Genomic DNA, 17,166 nt, shown 5'->3' with positions numbered 1-17,166 from the left:
TTTATTCGGCTGTTACATTTTGACTTCATAAAAAGGTAAAAGAATTTTTCTCATGACAGATTTACATCGCTTATCGATTCGTGAAATCTCTGAGGGTTTAGCGGCAGCCAAATTCTCCTCTCGCGAACTAACAGAACATTATTTAAAACGTATTGCCAAAATTGATCCGCAAGTGCGCTCTTATGTCACCGTGACCAATGACGTAGCATTGGCACAGGCAGATTCAGCCGATGCGTTGCGTCAGGCAGGTCAAGCGACAGCACTGACAGGTATTCCTGTTGCACATAAAGATATTTTTTGTACCCAAGGCATTAAAACCTCTGCGGGTTCAAAAATGCTGGACAATTTTATCTCGCCTTATGACGCAACTGTGGTGGCACAAGGTAAAAATGCAGGTTTGGTCACTTTGGGTAAAGTGAACATGGACGAATTCGCAATGGGTTCAACCTCTGAAAGTTCGTTCTATGGCGCGACCAAAAACCCATGGGCACTTGACCATGTACCGGGTGGTTCGTCAGGTGGTTCTGCTGCTGTCGTGGCGGCTGACCTTGCACCATTTGCTACAGGTACAGATACAGGTGGTTCAATCCGTCAGCCTGCGTCTTTCTGTGGTTTGACTGGTCTCAAACCAACTTACGGACGTGTTTCACGTTACGGCATCATCGCTTATGCATCATCTTTAGATCAGGCAGGCCCAATGGCACGCTCTGCAGAAGACTGCGCATATTTAATGAATGTAATGGCTGGTCATGACGCCAAAGACTCAACCTCTATGGATAAAGCGGTTGAAGATTATGTGGCGAACCTGAATGCAACAACGCTCAAAGGCTTACGCATTGGTATTCCGAAACAATACTTCAATGTGGCTGGTTTAGATGCTGCGGTGAAAGCACGTGTTGAAGAATCACTAAAAAAATTAGAAGAATTGGGCGCAGTATTGGTTGAGATTGATCTCAACATGACTGAAAGCTACGTGCCAACTTACTATCTGATTGCCCCTGCAGAAGCATCATCTAACCTTTCTCGTTACGATGGTGTGCGTTATGGCTACCGTGCAGAAAATCCTCAAGATATTTTAGATCTTTACAAACGCTCACGTTCTGAAGGTTTTGGCGCAGAAGTGCAACGTCGTATCTTGATTGGTACTTATGCTCTTTCTGCGGGTTATTACGATGCTTACTACGTGAAAGCACAAAAAGTCCGTCGTTTAATTCAGCAAGACTTCTTAAAAGCCTTTGAACAGGTCGATGTGATTGCAGCACCAACTGCACCAACAACTGCCTACAAAATTGGCGCGTCTTTAGACCCTGTTGAAATGTATTTGGGTGATATTTACACCATCGCAGTGAACTTAGCGGGCTTACCAGCAATTAGTGCGCCTGTTGGTTTTGACCAAGATCACTTGCCTGTGGGTTTACAATTGATTGGCAATTACTGGTCTGAATCACAACTGTTATCTGTGGTACATCAGTATCAACAAGCGACCGATTGGCATACTCAACGCGCTGCAATTGCTGAGGAGAACGCATAATGGCGAAGAATACTGCTAAACCAAAATCAAACCTGATTGATGGTTGGGAAGTCGTGATTGGTATTGAGATTCATACTCAGCTTGCAACCAATTCTAAAATTTTCTCAGGTTCATCAACCGAATTTGGTCAAGACCCAAATACGCAAGCCAGCCTTGTTGATTTAGCTATGCCGGGCGTCTTGCCTGTGCTGAATAAAGAAGTGGTGGATTTGGCAATCCGTTTTGGTTTGGGTATTGATGCCTACATCGACCAAGCGTCTGTGTTTGCGCGTAAAAACTACTTCTACCCTGACTCGCCTAAAGGCTACCAAATTAGCCAGATGGACAACCCCATTGTCGGTTTGGGTCATATCGACATCCAACTTGAAGATGGCACGACCAAACGCATTGGCGTAACCCGTGCACACCTTGAAGAAGATGCGGGTAAGTCGATTCATGATCAATTTGAAGGCATGTCAGGTATTGACCTCAACCGTGCAGGTACGCCTTTGCTTGAAATTGTATCTGAACCCGATATGCGTTCGGTTGAAGAAGCCGTAGCTTATATTAAAGCGATTCATACACTGGTACGTTGGTTAGGTATTTCTGACGGTAACATGGCTGAAGGTTCATTCCGTGCCGACTGTAACGTGTCATTACGCCGTCCGGGACAACCTTTCGGTACACGTTGTGAATTGAAAAACCTGAACTCATTCCGTTTCATTGAACAGGCAATCAATGTTGAAATTGAACGTCAAATGGAAATCTTGGAATGGGATGGCACCATTGATCAGGAAACACGTTTGTTTGACCCTGTGAAGATGGAAACGCGTTCAATGCGTTCGAAGGAAGAAGCGAACGATTACCGCTACTTCCCTGATCCAGATTTGTTGCCTGTGGTTATTCCAGATGCGCAAATTGAAGCAATTAAAGCCACTATGCCTGAATTGCCTGCGGCACGTCGTGCACGTTTTGTAGCAGACTTTGCTGTGACTGAATACGATGCTCACGTTTTAACGCTTACTCGTGAAATGTCTGAATTTTACGAAGCTGTGGTTGCTGCAGCAGGTGGTGCGGCACACGGTAAAATTGCAGCAAACTGGGTAATGGGTGAATTCTCAGGTGCTTTGAACAAAGCAGGCTTAGATTTGGCTGATTCTCCTGTATCTGCGGAAAAACTTGGCGGTATGATCGCGCGTATTGTGGACAACACAATTAACGGTAAGATCGCGAAGCAAGTATTCGGCTTTATGTGGGAAGAAGGCAAATCTGCGGACGAAATCATTGCTGAAAAAGGCTTAAAGCAGGAAACAGATACAGGCGCAATTGAAGCAATTATTAAAGACGTACTTGCTGCGAACGAGAAGATGGTTGAAGAGTATAAATCTGGTAAAGAGAAAGCCTTTAACGGTCTTGTTGGTCAGGTAATGAAAGCTGCGAAAGGCAAAGCCAACCCTGCACAAGTAAATGAGTTGATGAAGAAATTGATTGGTTGATTAATTGACTAATTCGTTGTTTTTATGAGATAAAAACCCTACATTATGTAGGGTTTTTTTACGGTTAATAAAATGAAAATAGAAAAATTCAGTCCAGAAGTCTGTGAAAATCTTAAATGGTATGTTTATCGATTAGTCGATCCAAGAGATGGTTCGACCTTTTACATCGGTCGTGGACTTAACAATCGTATATTTGATCATGTAAATGGGCTACTAACTGATAAAGATGCAGAAGAAGATCTTCTTAGTTTAAAAATGAAACAGATCAGAGATATTCAATTATCGGGTTTAGATGTTATCCATATTATTCATCGCCATGCTTTAGAAAGCAAAAATATGGCTGAAGTTGTTGAGGCTTCATTAATTGATGCTTATTCAGGTCTAACAAATATTATGAATGGCAAAGGTAGTAATGAATATGGAGTAGCTAATATTCATGAAATTGTTACAGCATATCAAACTGAAACCGTAGAAATTACAGATGATGCTCTATTGATTTCAATTAATAGAACTGCTTTAGAACGTGGCGTATATGATGCAGTTAGATTTGCATGGAAACTTACTCCTTCAGAAGCCAATAAAGCAAAAATAATTTTAGCCACGGTACAAGGTGTGATCAAAGGCGTATTTGTGGCTGAACAATGGTTAGAAGCCACACAAGAAAACTTCCCGAACTTTATGCTGTTGGGTGAGGATGTCTATAATCACGAAACACGCTCAAAAAGATATGGGTTCACTGGGAAAAATGCACCTCCAGAATTTCAGACCAAGTATTTAGGCAAAAGAATTCCTGAAAAGTTCAGAAAAAAAGGGGCTAGTAACCCTATAAAGTACTCATGGAAAGCCAAAGATTAAGTTTGTCGGATTCCCCTACACAGGTGAATAAATTGATGAAGAATATGATTGGTTGATTAATTGACTAATTCTTTGTTTTTATGAGATAAAGACCCTACCTTGTGTAGGGTTTTATTTTTAGAGAAAATAATGGTTTTAAAAACGATCTTTAATGTTTCAGAAGAAAAAACAGCAAAATTAGCAGTATTAATTGATGCAGATAATGCTTCTGCAAAAGATATTGAAAATATTTTAAATGAGATCACTCAATACGGTGAGGCAACGGTAAAACGTATTTATGGTAACTTTGTCAGTCAAAATGGTAGTTGGAAGCAAGCTATTAATAATTTAGCGATTAAACCTATGCAGCAATTTGCTTATACAACAGGTAAAAATGCAACCGATGGTTTTATGATTATTGATGCAATGGATTTACTTTATACAGACCGTTTTGATGGCTTCTGCCTTGTATCAAGTGACAGTGACTTTACAGCCTTAGCAATACGCATTAAAGAGCAAGGGGCCACCGTTTATGGATTTGGCAAGAAACAAACGCCCGAAGCCTTCCGAAATGCTTGTTCTCACTTCACCTATGTCGAGAACCTAAGTGGATATGAAGAACCTCAAATTAAAGAACTCCCTTTGATTGAAACGAAGAAAGAACAGCATCCTCAACCCTCTAGTAAAACTGAAGTCTTAAACAACACCACTTCAGCGCAGAAACTACCACTACATATTATTAAACAAATTTTTGACAATCATGATACTGAATGGATTCCCGCTTCTTCATTCACATCGCAATGGAAACTTTTACAAAATGACTTTGATCCCAGAAACTATGGCTTTAAAAAAGTTGTTGATTTGATTAAAAGTCATACAAATATTTTTGACTATGACGAACGTATTTTTGATAGTGGACATAAACAAATTTACATAAAATTAAAAATTTAAAATTAAAAGTTGGCTTTGCAAGTGAGAGTTACCCTCACTTCATGCCTCTTAACATATTCTTAGCCCCTGCATGATTATAATTATTGGCTAAATTCTGCAAAATACGTTTTGCCTGTGCATCTGAATTTGGAAAACGACTCCGATAACTCGAAACACCCGTTAAACAACGTGCCACCAACATACCAGATTCTGTATAAATACGTGTACCCTCTGCGCCCTGTAACTTGCCATAGTTATAAGCACGTTGTGCATTATTACAGGCATTAATCTGATTACGCCCACTATTTAAATCACGACGCGCAGCGACATATAAACGTGTCTGTTGCTGTTGTGGTGTTTCAACCACACGTGGTGGAGCTGTTTTTAATGATGCAACTACAGGCTCTTTTTTCTCTTCAGGTTTTTCTTTCACTTCAGCAACTTTAGTTGCATTTGTTGTTTTTGGATTACTTGGAGCTGCTTTAGGTGCAGTCTTTGCAGATGTAGAAACCGCTCGGTAAAAACGTCGCGCTTCATCTTCAGACATTATTTTAGTGACCAAACTCACCACTCGCGCTTCACCACGCTGTTCCGACTGGCGCTCTGCCACAGGCTCAATTGAGACAATCCAACTATCACCCTGACTACCTACACAGCGGTATGCCCCAATCCCCTGTTTTACATCTCGATAAGTATTGAGTAGTTTTTTAGACCATGCATTTTTGACTAAACTCATTGAGCTTTTATAGGCCAGCGTTAAGCGTCCATTTTGTGACTGACAATAGCTGCCCATATATTTACGTGGAATCATAGATTCAGCAGGCTGATCTTTGCGCTGTGGCCCCCAATAATAGACATATTCTTTAGCAGCACCACTGGGCTGATTTAAGTTTTTTTGAACAATCAGTTCTTGTGCAGATGCAAAATGCTTCACCGAATTTGGGCTAAATTGATCAACTGTTGCACAACCAAATAATAGGCTGCCAATTCCCCCAATCAAGAGTAATTTTTTGCAGGTCACGTCTCAATTCTCAATTGTTTTTATATCAATGAAAATATATGAATTGGGGCAAAATAACAAATACAACACCTTGATTTTATAGTTAATTAATCATAATTTTATTTGAATCAAGTTTGATATTTTTATAAAACAATCCAATTCATCACAGTTTTTTATGATTTTGAACACTAGCACCAGTATTATTTTTATACAACTGTTCAGATCAATTTATATTTGGCAGTCACCACTCTAAACATTCGAACGCGACATCCACAACACTTATGAATGTCGCCATCAAAACTATTGATCCAAGGTCGATTCAAATGCTTTTAAACGCTTATGAATAGACAAGAGCTCAATAATGGTTGGCCAAGATGCAATCAGATACTGAAAAGATTCACGGACTTTGCCAAATACGTTGGCAATTTGCATCATCAAACCCAATGTAATAGCCCCTGCGGCAATACTTGGGAACAACACAAATAAACCATAAATATTGTCCAATTGCATGTACCAAATGCGTACCAAGTTAAAATAGGCATAGTGGAAATATAAACGGAAATAGTTCAAACGCACTTTGCTAAACAGTTCTTTTAAACTCAGCGGATCAGCACGTTCAGCGTGATCTTCACCATAAACCAATTCTTTACGATAAGCCGCCTCAACTTTTTGGTTATTAAATTCCAGACCTGGTAACTTCGCACCCACCACAATTAACACCACTGTACCAAATACTGCCCAACCCACTGCAGCCCAAACTAAGGCATACGAAATTTCCCCCACTATAGGCAGGGCTTTGACATGCACAGACAAACTAAACAGCACAGGTAAAAATGCCAACAAAGTCATTAGGGCTTCGACTAAATTTACCCCTAAAGTTTCCATGGTTCTGGCAAAGCGCATGGTATCTTCTTGAATACGCTGTGAAGCCCCTTCAATATGTCTGAGTTTTTCCCAATGTGCGGTGTAATAATTATTCATTGCCGTACGCCAACGAAAAACATAGTGACTAACAAAAAATAAATTCAAAACCATTAAGGTCACTGCCACCATGGCGATGTATAAAAAGGTCAGCACACCTGCATAGAGTTCATTGACATCTCCACCGCCACTACTGAGCATTTTTTGAATCAGGTCATAAAATGGGTTGTACCAAGCATTCACCACAACATTGACTTGTACCCCAAACCAAATATTAAACAGGATGAATGCCGATCCCCATACCGACCAGCGCTGCCATGGGTGATTTGCTTTAAGTTTCCAGAAAATGGCAAACAGCGTCGTTGCCACAAAAAACCACAGATAAAACCATAAAAATGCAGGTGACCAAAAACGGCTGACATCGATGGGTAATGTTGCTTCGGCATAGCCTTGCGGGAAGCCAATCCAACTACCCCATGCGCTACCGCCCGAGTACCATAAAGCCAGATTAATGGCGAACCAAACAAGCAATGAAATAAAAAACCACTTTGGATTTGGAAAAAATGACTTAAACATGCAGACAAAAAGCCTTTATTTTTTAAATTGGAATGTAAAACCCAGTGCCTTCACCACTTAAAAAAGCGTGAATGGATACTTTAACTTTTATACTTTATACGCTGTTTTTTCAGCAATAATTTTATTTTTATACTGAAAACTGTAAATTTCATCAATCGGCTATATTTTACTGCGCTGTTCATTTGCCATTCATCTAAGAAATTACATCAAATTTCAATTTCTTATATTTTTAAAATGTCAAATTATGAAGTATTGGGCAAATTTATTGCGATTTTTTGACCAACAATTCAAGTACAAAATATTTAAACCCGACACAAATTTACGATTTTGTGTAGATTATTCATCAATTTACTATATAATACAGTTGATTAAAAATAACTCATTTAGGGTGCGGTATGGAATCTCCAACAGAAAACATTGCTATTGAGCTACTTGAACCTATTGTTCTACGTAAAGAAAACTGCGCACCAATTGAATTCGAGCAAGGTACAATTTTAAAAGTTTTATTGGTTAATCCTAACTCCTACTTGGTTACCGTAGACGACGAATTTAACTTTACTGTCTCTTTAGAAGATGAAAATAAGGTGTGGCGTAAACTTTAATTACTGAGTCGCCACAAACTTTAATGATTGAATGTACGCAAAGCACATTCAATCATTAGATAAAGCTTGATAAATACGCTACTGCTTTCATGGCTTATAAAAACTAAACTTTCATTACACCTATCAATCACAGCATCCTTTTAATTTTTCAGAAGTCCACTTCGGGTATGGCTCTCTGAAAATGTTGCCTAAGATTCAGTTTTCAATCCTCTGTATATCATTGTAGATTTTGCAACAATCTCATCAAAATCACCTTTATATTGGGCAAAATGAGATAAAAATTAGCTTTAAATTTTCATCTTATTTCCTCTATAAAAATCAATAAAATATACCAATTGATCAAACCAAAACAACAACAGCAATGACTTTAAATTCACTTTTACAACTAAGCAAAACCAAAATTAATCAAAAATTATGATAAGATCATGCTTCTTGTAAAACACATTTTTTTATAAAGATGAGTTGCTTAAGCAATTTTTACTGTCTTTAGTGTGTTTTATTTTTTCTATTTTTTTAATTCACATCCTATTTTGACAAGATCTACTTGATCTCTAAATTTAGGATTGTATTTGCTTATTTTTATAATGCGGATATTTAAAATCCTGAATTGTGTCACTCAAAATTGGAGAAGTAATTAAGAACTCAAAAACTAATGGAGATAGCAATGGATCGAATTGCAATTATTGGCGCTGGCCCAAGCGGCATGGCCCAATTAAGAGCGTTTCAGTCAGCAAAGGCCAAAGGTCTACAAGTTCCTGAAATTGTATGTTTCGAAAAACAAAATGATTGGGGTGGACTCTGGAACTATACTTGGCGCACAGGTATAGATGAACATGGCGAACCTGTCCACGGCAGTATGTACCGTTATTTATGGTCAAATGGCCCTAAAGAAGCGCTAGAATTTGCCGATTATACTTTTGATGAACACTTCAAAAAACCAATCGCGTCTTATCCGCCACGCGCAGTGTTGTGGGATTATATTCAAGGTCGTGCAGAAAAAGCACAGGTGAAAGACTTAGTCCGCTTTAATACCGCCGTTCAGCATATTCATTATGATGATGCGACGCAAAAATTTACGGTTGATGTCGAAGATTACGCACAGCAACGTCATTATTCAGAACAGTTTGATTATGTTGTGGTGGCCTCTGGGCACTTTTCTACCCCGCGTGTCCCTGTTTATGAAGGCTTTGATCAATTCCATGGTCGTATTTTACACGCGCATGATTTCCGTGATGCACTGGAATTTAAAGGTAAATCAGTGCTGTTGGTGGGCAGCAGCTACTCTGCCGAAGACATTGGTTCGCAATGTTATAAATACGGCGCCAAACAAATTTACAGTTGCTATCGCAGTAAAGCCATGGGCTTTAAGTGGCCCAAAAACTGGTCTGAAAAACCACAATTACTGCGTGTAGATGAAAATACTGCTTATTTTGGTGATGGAACATCGGCCAAAATTGATGCCATTATTTTATGTACGGGCTATTTACACCACTTCCCGTTTATTGAAGATGGCTTGCGCCTCAGAACGCATAACTGCCTTTATCCACTAGGTTTATATCAAGGTGTGGTTTGGGAAAAGAATCCTCGTTTGTTCTATTTAGGCATGCAAGATCAATGGTACACCTTCAATATGTTCGATGCGCAGGCATGGTTTGTCCGTGATGTGATTTTGGGCAAAATTGCGTTGCCAAGCATAGACGAAATGCAAAGCCATACCCAAACCTTGCATGAAAAAGAACAACGCTTAATGAGCGATGAACAATCTGCACGTTTTCAAGGGGATTACATCAAACGCCTGATTGCGCAGACCGACTATCCATCTTTCAATATTGATGCAGTACACGATATTTTCATGCAATGGAAAAAGCATAAAAAAGAAAATATTATGGGCTTTAGAGATAAAGTTTATCGCTCAGTGATGACAGGAAAAATGGCTAAACCGCATCACACACCATGGCTTTATGCACTAGATGATTCTTTGGAAAGTTATCTAGAAGATGAAGCTCAACGTGAGGCAATGTAAGGCGTAATCTAAAAGATCAAAGTAACGAAAAAACAGCTACAAGCCTCAAAAGTTTTGCTGATGAAGCTTGTGGTTTAAAGATTTATTTCAACTTAGCGTTATTTTAGAAATAGCGCTGATTATAAGTCTGACTTAGCACGTTTTAAGGCTTGTTGCCAACGTGCTAAATGTTCTGCACGCTCTGCTTCATTCATTTGGGGTTCAAATACCCGATCTAACTGCCAAGATGCTGAAATTTCAGATAAGTCAGAAAATACACCCGCCTTTAAACCTGCCATAGCTGCTGCTCCCCAAGCGGTTGATTCCAACATTTTAGGACGTAACACAGGCACATTTAAAATATCGGCTTGGAATTGCATCAACATATCATTTTGACTAGCACCACCATCGACTCGAAGCTCTTTCAGTGGATGATCTAAATCGGATTGCATCGCAGTGAGTACATCCGACACCTGAAATGCAATGGATTCCAAGGCAGCACGGGCAATATGTGCCTTGTTGGTGCCACGTGACATTCCACATAAAAGCGCTCGCGCTTCACTGTCCCAATGTGGCGCACCAAGCCCTGTAAATGCAGGAACTAGCACTACACCATCGCTAGAAGTTACACTATTGGCAAGTTGTTCCACATCGCTGCTTTTTTGGATAATACCCAAACCATCGCGCAGCCATTGCACTACAGCACCTGCCATAAAAACACTGCCTTCAAGGGCAAAATGGGTTTGATTTTGACATTGCCACGCCAAAGTAGTGAGTAACTTATTTTGGCTAAATTGCACCTGATTGCCTGTATTAAACAACATAAAACAGCCTGTGCCGTAGGTATTTTTGCTGTACCAACTTCAAAGCACGATTGCCCAAACAACGCCGCCTGCTGATCGCCTAAAATACCTGTAATTGGGATATTCGCCCCCAATAAACCCGTTGCGGTATCTGCAATATAGCTGTCGGATGCAATAATTTTGGGTAAGACCGATGCGGGAATTTGAAATAATTCCAGCAATTCTTCATCCCAAGTTTGGTGATGTAAATTCATCAACATCGTTCTTGAAGCATTACTCGCTTCAATGACATGCTCTGCGCCTTGGGTCAAATTCCAGATTAACCAACTGTCGATGGTGCCAAAAGCCACATGCCCCTGCTGTGCCAATGCTTTTAATCCATCGACATGCTCAAGCAGCCACACCAGTTTGCCTGCACTAAAATACGGATCTATACGCAGACCTGTTTTTTCCTGAATCAATTGCATCTGATTATTTTGAATCAAGTGATGACACCAATCAGCCGCACGACGATCTTGCCAAATTATTGCAGGCGCTAATGGTTTGCCTGTGCGTTTATCCCACACCACTGTGGTTTCACGTTGATTGGTCACACCAATTGCGCGAATGTCTTTAGCCAAAATACCTGCAGTCGCTAGAGCCTGTTGCACCACAGCAATTTGATTTGACCAGATTTCTTGAGCATCTTGCTCCACCCAACCTGAATGTGGGGTCTGAATATGGGTTTCTCGTTGTGCCGTTGCCTGAACTTGTCCGTGTTCATTGAAGATGATAGCGCGACTAGAGGTTGTGCCTTGATCGAGTGCTAGTAAATAACTCATATTTTTTATTGTGTTTGACTTGAAAAATAAAATATTAGCGCAATTATGTAACTAAGCGCATCGAAATGTGTAATTGTGCAGAAAATACATCGTAATTTTTGCCAGCTATGCTATGATTGCGCTGTGATATGGGGATGTTATTGGCTTCGACGCTGATGATGAAGCTCATAGATGCATGCCGAGAGCGCATTTTCTCTCGTAAATCAAATTTGCATTAAAATAGTCGCAAACGACGAATCTTACGCTCTAGCTGCCTAAGGGCCGCTTGTCCGCTTCACTGAATACTTGTGGTCAGTGAACCCGACTGAAGCGCACGCACACAAGTCCGTATAGAGTTGAGCCTCGGGACTTTATACCAAACTTAGAGGATCGCACTTTAAACCCTGTTCGTCGGGTCTTAGAGTGTTAAAACAATAGACGATATCTAAGCATGTAGTATTCTCGAGTGTAGTGTTGGCGGACGCGGGTTCAACTCCCGCCATCTCCACCAAATACCTAACAAAATATGGCAAAACATGCCAAGTTTTAAAAGATAAAGGCTTGATTCTAAAGGGATTGAGCCTTTTTTCTTGCCTAAACATAACTAAATATAACTAGCTACAGTGTACATACGCCGTGTACACCACCATGTACATTGCAAGATTTATTGAATCCGTTGGTGTACAAGCCATGAAAAGAACAGACATAAAACGCAGACCACTAGCAGACACCGTACTTGCAACCCTTGAGCCTGAATCAAAAGAATATCGGGAGCTAGACGGCAACGGCTTATATTTTCGTGTCAAGCCTGATGGTAAAAAAGCATGGCTATTCAGATATAAAAAAGCTGATGGCAAATGGTCATGGTTGGGCATTGGTACATATCCTGATTTATCGGGTGCAGGTGCAAGAAAAAAAGCGAGAGAAATTATCAAGGATATTTCACACGGCGATAATCCAATCATTACCAAACAAGAACGCAAGCGACAGAATTTTGAACGCCCTCTTTTCTACCCATTAATTCAATTAAAAATGGGGGTATTACCAAGCGATCTAGGTTCAAATTCACTTTTAGTGGTTTGAGCCTTTTTATTGGGTGGTTTATTCATCTCCAAACATTTTTCGCTTTCACTCCCCAAACCGAATAACTCCCCCGCACAACAACAAAATAGATTATATTATCCTTAATTGATAAAAAATTATGCGGAGTACACATGCAGGTATTTCCCTTAGGAAAGCGAACTATTTCCGTGATTGTGGTCATTGTAGCTCTGGTTTTATTGTTAATTTACGTGGTCTTACGCACGGGCCCATTTGCCCCTGTCAACGTCACCCTCACGCAAGTCAAATATCAATCCATTCAACCTAGCCTGTTTGGCGTAGCAACCGTTGAAGCGCGTTATAATTATAAAATTGGCCCAACTGCAGCAGGTCGCTTAAAAAACTTAAAAGTAGATATTGGCGATAACGTACAAGCAGAACAACTGTTAGGCGAAATGGATCCTGTCGATCTAGAAGATCGTTTATTGGCTCAACGTGCGATAATCCAAAAAATTACCGCTCAGCAACAAGACACTCAAATCCGTCAAAATTTTGCGCAGCAACAAGTCAATCGTTATCAACAACTAGCTAAAATCAATGCCACCAGCCAAGAATCTTTAGCCATTAAACAACAAGAGCTCGATTTGGCAACGGCGGCACTCAGCGCGATGCAACAAGAACTCAATAAAGCACGTGCAGACCTGAATACCTTACAAGCACAGCGTGATAATTTAAATTTAGTGGCCACAGCCGCAGGTGTCGTCACTGCACGTTATGCAGAACCGGGTTCAACAGTCGTGGCAGGTCAAACAGTACTAGAAATTGTCGATCCTAACTCCATTTGGATGAATGCCCGTTTCGATCAATCCAGTGCGATTGGTTTAGCTGCTGACTTACCAGCTCAAATTCATTTACGTTCACGGCAAAATAATGCTTTGGCAGGTCATGTGTTATGGGTAGAACCTCGTGCCGATGCCATTACCGAAGAAATTTTAGCTAAAGTGGTTTTTAATCAACCTCCAACGCCTCTTCCGCCTTTGGGTGAGTTAGCAGAAGTCACCATCAGCCTCGCACCATTGGCACGCAGCTTAACCATTCCCAATGCGGCAGTTCACCGTATCAATAACCAAGTAGGCGTGTGGAAAGTTGTGGCCGAAAAGCCGCAATTTGTTGAAGTTCAATTAGGACGTTCAAATTTAGCGGGCGATGTGCAAGTGCTCGCAGGCTTATCCGAAAATGATCAAGTGGTGCTGTATAGTGAAAAACCCCTACATGCCAAAAACCGTTTACGGGTTGTCAAGCAACTTGCAGGAGCTGCTAAATGATTAGTCTGGCAGGTCGTGATATTTTCCATTCATGGGGTAAATTTGTATTTACTGGCTTTGGACTCGGCTTGCTGATTGGTGTGACCTTAATTATGGCTGGCGTGTATCGCGGCATGGTAGATGATGCCAAAGCCCTGCTGAATAACAGTGGTGCTGACCTATGGGTAGTACAGCAAGATACACTTGGCCCTTATGCAGAACCTTCAAGTGTGCGTGATGATTTATATCGCAGCGTGATGAATATGCCCGGGGTGGCGCATGCTTCAAATATTACTTATTTAACCATGCAAGTGCATCATCAAGATAAAGATATTCGCTCGATGGTGGTCGGGATTCAAACAGGTGAACATGCGTGGAATAACTTGGGGTGGCCGCCACATTTATTGGCAGGACGTCAATTGACCCGCGGGCACTATGAAGCCGTAGCCGACATGAGTACGGGATTAAAGTTGGGTGATCGTATTAAAATCCGTCGTAACACCTTTACCGTGGTGGGTTTAACCCGACGCATGGTGTCTTCGGGTGGTGACCCGATGATTTTTATTCCGCTGAAAGATGCACAACAGGCGCAATTCCAAAAGGACAATGCTGCCATTTTACAAGACCGTAGACGAATTGCAGTAAACCCAATTTATAACCGCCCTGCTTATCCTGACTTGCTTGAAAGCGTACTCAATGCACAAAGTAGCAACCGTTATGTGAATGCTATTTTAGTCCGTTTAAATGCAGGTGCTTCAGCTGAAGAAACAGCAGCACATATTCAGCGTTGGCAACAATTAACAGTCTATACCCGCCCGCAGATGGAACACATTTTAATCAGCAAAATGATTGCCACATCCGCCAAACAAATTGCCATGTTTTTGGTGATTTTGGCCTTGGTCAGCGCCGCGATTGTGGCATTTATTATTTATACCCTGACTATGGACAAAATTCGTGAAATTGCGGTCTTAAAATTAATTGGCACACGCAATCGCACAATCGCTTGGATGATCTTGCAACAAGCACTCGCGCTTGGATTAATTGGGTTTGCTGTTGGTAAAATCAGTTCAACCTTTGCCGCACCATATTTCCCGAAATATGTCTTATTGGTTCCGCAAGATTCTATTTTTGGATTTATTGCGGTGATGCTGATTTGCATGTTAGCCAGTTTGGTTGCAATTCGGATGGCACTGCGCATTGACCCTGCCGAAGCAATTGGGGGATAACATGACACACGGCATTTTAATTGAAGGTTTAAAAAAGCGTTTTGGACAAGGTGACAATGCCTTTTATGCCTTAAAAGATGTCAAAATGCAGGTTGCACCCGGTGAAGTGGTTGGGCTGATTGGCCCCTCAGGTTCGGGTAAAAGCACCTTGCTCAAATGTTTAGGTGCCGTGATTGATCCTACCGAAGGACGCATGACTTTGGGCGATGAGGTGATTTTTGATCAACGTTGGTTAGTCAAAGACTTAAGTGCCTTACGCCGCGATAAAATTGGTTTTATGTTCCAAACCCCGTACTTAATTCCTTTTTTAAATGTTTTGGATAATGTAGCGCTGCTGCCGATGTTAGCAGGCGTAGCCAATGACATTGCCCGCGCCCGCGCATTGGAAATTTTAACGGCGCTCGATGTGCAGCATCGGGTACATGCCATGCCTGGGCAATTGTCTGGTGGTGAACAACAGCGTGTCGCCATTGCACGTGGTTTGATTAATCAACCGCCTGTGATTTTAGCCGATGAACCCACTGCACCATTGGATAGTGTACGCGCGATGACCGTGATTCGCTTATTACACGAAATGGCAGAAAAATTTCAAACTGCAATTATTGTAGTCACACATGACGATAAAATCATCCCTACCTTTAAACGCTTGTACCACATTCGAGATGGTGTGACTTATGAAGAACAAGGCGAAGGACGTCCTTTTAAGTAGGCTCTAAAGTTTTCAGCGCTGGAAACTGATGTTTTAGCTCAATATCAAAAGCAATAAAATATCTGCATTTCAAGTTACATGCGACACAATGCTAAAAAACGGTTGATGTGGTATTCTGATAGCATCAGAAATGCAAAAATATAATACTTACTAGCTTCATACTGTTCTTGGAATTTAATCAAAATACGCATATATTGATTAAATAGAGCAATTTATTCTTAATCCAAGAATTGACGCGCTAACCATGAAACTTAATCACCTAGAGGTTTTAGATATGTCAACTAGAAACCGAACCAATGAAAGTGAAATCGCTACAGCTGCAGCTGACGTTTTGCGTGAACGCTTCATTGCAGTAGCTCACAGTGATCGAGTACTTTATGTGGAAAATGATGCCTTAGTCAGCAAAACCCCGAATGGCAAACCAGTTTTAATCAAACAGTTATCTGGTCGGAACCCTGATCTAGCCCGCCAGTTTAATGGTCGCAGAACCTTTAAAATTAGAAAACGTAACATAGAGGCTACTGCAGAATAATTTATGTTGCCAAAAACACCTCGAATCAGAATGTTTGCGGGTCCAAATGGATCGGGCAAAAGTACGATGATTAATGGTTTAGATAGCCGTTTATCTAAATTGTTTTTGAATGCTGACAACCTTGAGCGCGATCTTAAAGCCACACCCATTCTTGATCTAAGTCAATTTGATATACGCATTAATGCAAACATATTGGTTGATTATCTTACTCAAGCAAGTCGACCACTAAAAAATGCAGATGGTACTCTAAGCAAAAGTCCTCTCCTCTCAGTAGATCCTGTGATTGATGGAAGCTTAATCGACTTAAGCGGGAACACGATTGATTCCTACCTCGCAGCCCGAATTCTTGATGTCATCCGTAAAGAGTTACTTACGCTTAAGGTTGGATTTACATTTTAAACCGTAATGTCTCATGAGAGTAAAATCGAGTTTTTGCGAGATGCTAAAACGCAAGGCTATCGTACCTATTTATACTTTGTGACGACTGAGGACCCTGATATTAATGTGGACCGAGTTAAACAACGTGTGAAAAATGGTGGTCATCCAGTCGAAGAAATTAAAATCCGTGAACGCTATTTCCGCACTATGCACATGTTGATTGATGCGATTGAAGTATCTGACCGAGCGTATTTATTTGATAACTCAAGTAATGCGACCAAGAATATGGCTTCTTATATCTGTGAAGTGACTAACGGAGATACATTGATCATTAATCCAGATTTTAAAGGAGAGTTTCCGATCTGGTTTGAAAAATATGTACTTGTTCATTTGGTTGATGAAGAATAAAAAAACCGCGCTTGAATCATTCAAACGCGGTTTTTTAAATATTCACAGGTCAGTAAACTGAACCCATCGGCATCTTACTCAGCCAACATTTTAC

General features: G+C 40.7%; 12 protein-coding genes, 1 other RNA gene and 3 pseudogenes. 13 read left to right on the top strand and 3 right to left on the bottom strand.

Going from position 1 to position 17,166, the window contains the following annotated elements; translation table 11 throughout:
* Positions 1-52 precede the first annotated feature (52 nt).
* The 4 genes from gatA to FTU35_RS01810 all read left to right on the top strand — a co-directional run bounded on the left by gatA (position 53) and on the right by FTU35_RS01810 (position 4,791).
* Positions 53-1,531 (top strand): Asp-tRNA(Asn)/Glu-tRNA(Gln) amidotransferase subunit GatA, encoded by a 1,479-nt coding sequence (gene gatA, locus FTU35_RS01825; protein ID WP_180064443.1) that lies wholly within the window; start codon positions 53-55, stop codon positions 1,529-1,531.
* Positions 1,531-3,006 (top strand): Asp-tRNA(Asn)/Glu-tRNA(Gln) amidotransferase subunit GatB, encoded by a 1,476-nt coding sequence (gene gatB, locus FTU35_RS01820; protein WP_179988605.1) that lies wholly within the window; start codon positions 1,531-1,533, stop codon positions 3,004-3,006. Before gatA ends, gatB begins: the two co-directional genes overlap by 1 nt.
* A 72-nt stretch (positions 3,007-3,078) precedes the next feature.
* A complete protein-coding gene (locus tag FTU35_RS01815) occupies positions 3,079-3,861 on the top strand; it encodes a hypothetical protein (RefSeq protein WP_019838362.1) in 783 nt (260 codons plus the stop codon).
* A gap of 129 nt (positions 3,862-3,990) precedes the next feature.
* Complete coding sequence (locus FTU35_RS01810; protein ID WP_019838361.1) at positions 3,991-4,791, top strand: NYN domain-containing protein; 801 nt, start codon at positions 3,991-3,993, stop codon at positions 4,789-4,791.
* Positions 4,792-4,825: 34 nt separating this feature from the next.
* Here the strand turns inward: FTU35_RS01810 and FTU35_RS01805 are convergent, their stop codons facing one another.
* Positions 4,826-5,791 carry a hypothetical protein gene (locus FTU35_RS01805; RefSeq protein WP_154320431.1) on the bottom strand — a complete coding sequence of 322 codons (966 nt, stop codon included), beginning with the start codon at positions 5,789-5,791 and terminating at the stop codon, positions 4,826-4,828.
* A gap of 279 nt (positions 5,792-6,070) precedes the next feature.
* Positions 6,071-7,267, bottom strand: a complete 1,197-nt coding sequence (gene sbmA / locus FTU35_RS01800; RefSeq protein ID WP_179996029.1) for a peptide antibiotic transporter SbmA — start codon at positions 7,265-7,267, stop codon at positions 6,071-6,073.
* Between the two features lie 395 nt (positions 7,268-7,662).
* Here sbmA and FTU35_RS01795 point away from each other — a divergent pair, with 395 nt between their 5' ends.
* Entirely contained in the window at positions 7,663-7,869 is a 207-nt protein-coding gene (locus FTU35_RS01795) for a hypothetical protein (protein ID WP_004975391.1), read from the top strand.
* Positions 7,870-8,533: 664 nt separating this feature from the next.
* Entirely contained in the window at positions 8,534-9,892 is a 1,359-nt protein-coding gene (locus FTU35_RS01790) for an NAD(P)-binding domain-containing protein (protein ID WP_104852384.1), read from the top strand.
* Between the two features lie 119 nt (positions 9,893-10,011).
* Here FTU35_RS01790 and glpK read toward each other — a convergent pair.
* Positions 10,012-11,495: pseudogene (gene glpK / locus FTU35_RS01785) on the bottom strand (glycerol kinase GlpK).
* Between the two features lie 130 nt (positions 11,496-11,625).
* Here glpK and ssrA point away from each other — a divergent pair.
* The 7 genes and pseudogenes from ssrA (at position 11,626) to FTU35_RS01750 (ending at position 17,072) form a co-directional block, all read left to right on the top strand.
* Positions 11,626-11,985: a transfer-messenger RNA gene (gene ssrA, locus FTU35_RS01780) on the top strand.
* A gap of 179 nt (positions 11,986-12,164) precedes the next feature.
* A pseudogene (locus FTU35_RS01775) lies at positions 12,165-12,476 on the top strand (Arm DNA-binding domain-containing protein); the annotation flags it as partial.
* A 212-nt stretch (positions 12,477-12,688) separates the two neighbouring features.
* Complete coding sequence (locus FTU35_RS01770; RefSeq protein WP_004975381.1) at positions 12,689-13,840, top strand: efflux RND transporter periplasmic adaptor subunit; 1,152 nt, start codon at positions 12,689-12,691, stop codon at positions 13,838-13,840.
* Positions 13,837-15,045, top strand: a complete 1,209-nt coding sequence (locus tag FTU35_RS01765; RefSeq protein ID WP_136144179.1) for an ABC transporter permease — start codon at positions 13,837-13,839, stop codon at positions 15,043-15,045. The genes FTU35_RS01770 and FTU35_RS01765 overlap by 4 nt, the downstream gene beginning before the upstream one ends.
* A 1-nt stretch (position 15,046) precedes the next feature.
* Positions 15,047-15,754, top strand: coding sequence for an ABC transporter ATP-binding protein (locus FTU35_RS01760; RefSeq protein ID WP_096902281.1), 708 nt, complete (start codon positions 15,047-15,049; stop codon positions 15,752-15,754).
* Between the two features lie 274 nt (positions 15,755-16,028).
* Positions 16,029-16,286 (top strand): hypothetical protein, encoded by a 258-nt coding sequence (locus FTU35_RS01755; RefSeq protein WP_004975373.1) that lies wholly within the window; start codon positions 16,029-16,031, stop codon positions 16,284-16,286.
* Positions 16,287-16,316: 30 nt separating this feature from the next.
* Positions 16,317-17,072, top strand: a pseudogene (locus tag FTU35_RS01750) (hypothetical protein).
* Positions 17,073-17,166 lie beyond the last annotated feature (94 nt).

The organism is Acinetobacter sp. YH12095 (assembly GCF_013419245.1).
Taxonomy (GTDB): Bacteria; Pseudomonadota; Gammaproteobacteria; order Pseudomonadales; family Moraxellaceae; genus Acinetobacter; species Acinetobacter towneri.
Note: the sequence above shows the minus strand (reverse complement) of the source record. Positions and strands in the feature narration are given on the sequence as shown.

Coding starts and splice junctions, on each gene's coding strand:
- FTU35_RS01810 (WP_019838361.1), top strand. CDS start 3,991: ATGGTTTTAAAAACGATCTTTAATGTTTCAGAAGAAAAAACAGCAAAA.
- FTU35_RS01770 (WP_004975381.1), top strand. CDS start 12,689: ATGCAGGTATTTCCCTTAGGAAAGCGAACTATTTCCGTGATTGTGGTC.
- FTU35_RS01790 (WP_104852384.1), top strand. CDS start 8,534: ATGGATCGAATTGCAATTATTGGCGCTGGCCCAAGCGGCATGGCCCAA.
- FTU35_RS01795 (WP_004975391.1), top strand. CDS start 7,663: ATGGAATCTCCAACAGAAAACATTGCTATTGAGCTACTTGAACCTATT.
- FTU35_RS01815 (WP_019838362.1), top strand. CDS start 3,079: ATGAAAATAGAAAAATTCAGTCCAGAAGTCTGTGAAAATCTTAAATGG.
- FTU35_RS01760 (WP_096902281.1), top strand. CDS start 15,047: ATGACACACGGCATTTTAATTGAAGGTTTAAAAAAGCGTTTTGGACAA.
- gatB (WP_179988605.1), top strand. CDS start 1,531: ATGGCGAAGAATACTGCTAAACCAAAATCAAACCTGATTGATGGTTGG.
- FTU35_RS01765 (WP_136144179.1), top strand. CDS start 13,837: ATGATTAGTCTGGCAGGTCGTGATATTTTCCATTCATGGGGTAAATTT.
- sbmA (WP_179996029.1), bottom strand. CDS start 7,267: ATGTTTAAGTCATTTTTTCCAAATCCAAAGTGGTTTTTTATTTCATTG.
- FTU35_RS01755 (WP_004975373.1), top strand. CDS start 16,029: ATGTCAACTAGAAACCGAACCAATGAAAGTGAAATCGCTACAGCTGCA.
- gatA (WP_180064443.1), top strand. CDS start 53: ATGACAGATTTACATCGCTTATCGATTCGTGAAATCTCTGAGGGTTTA.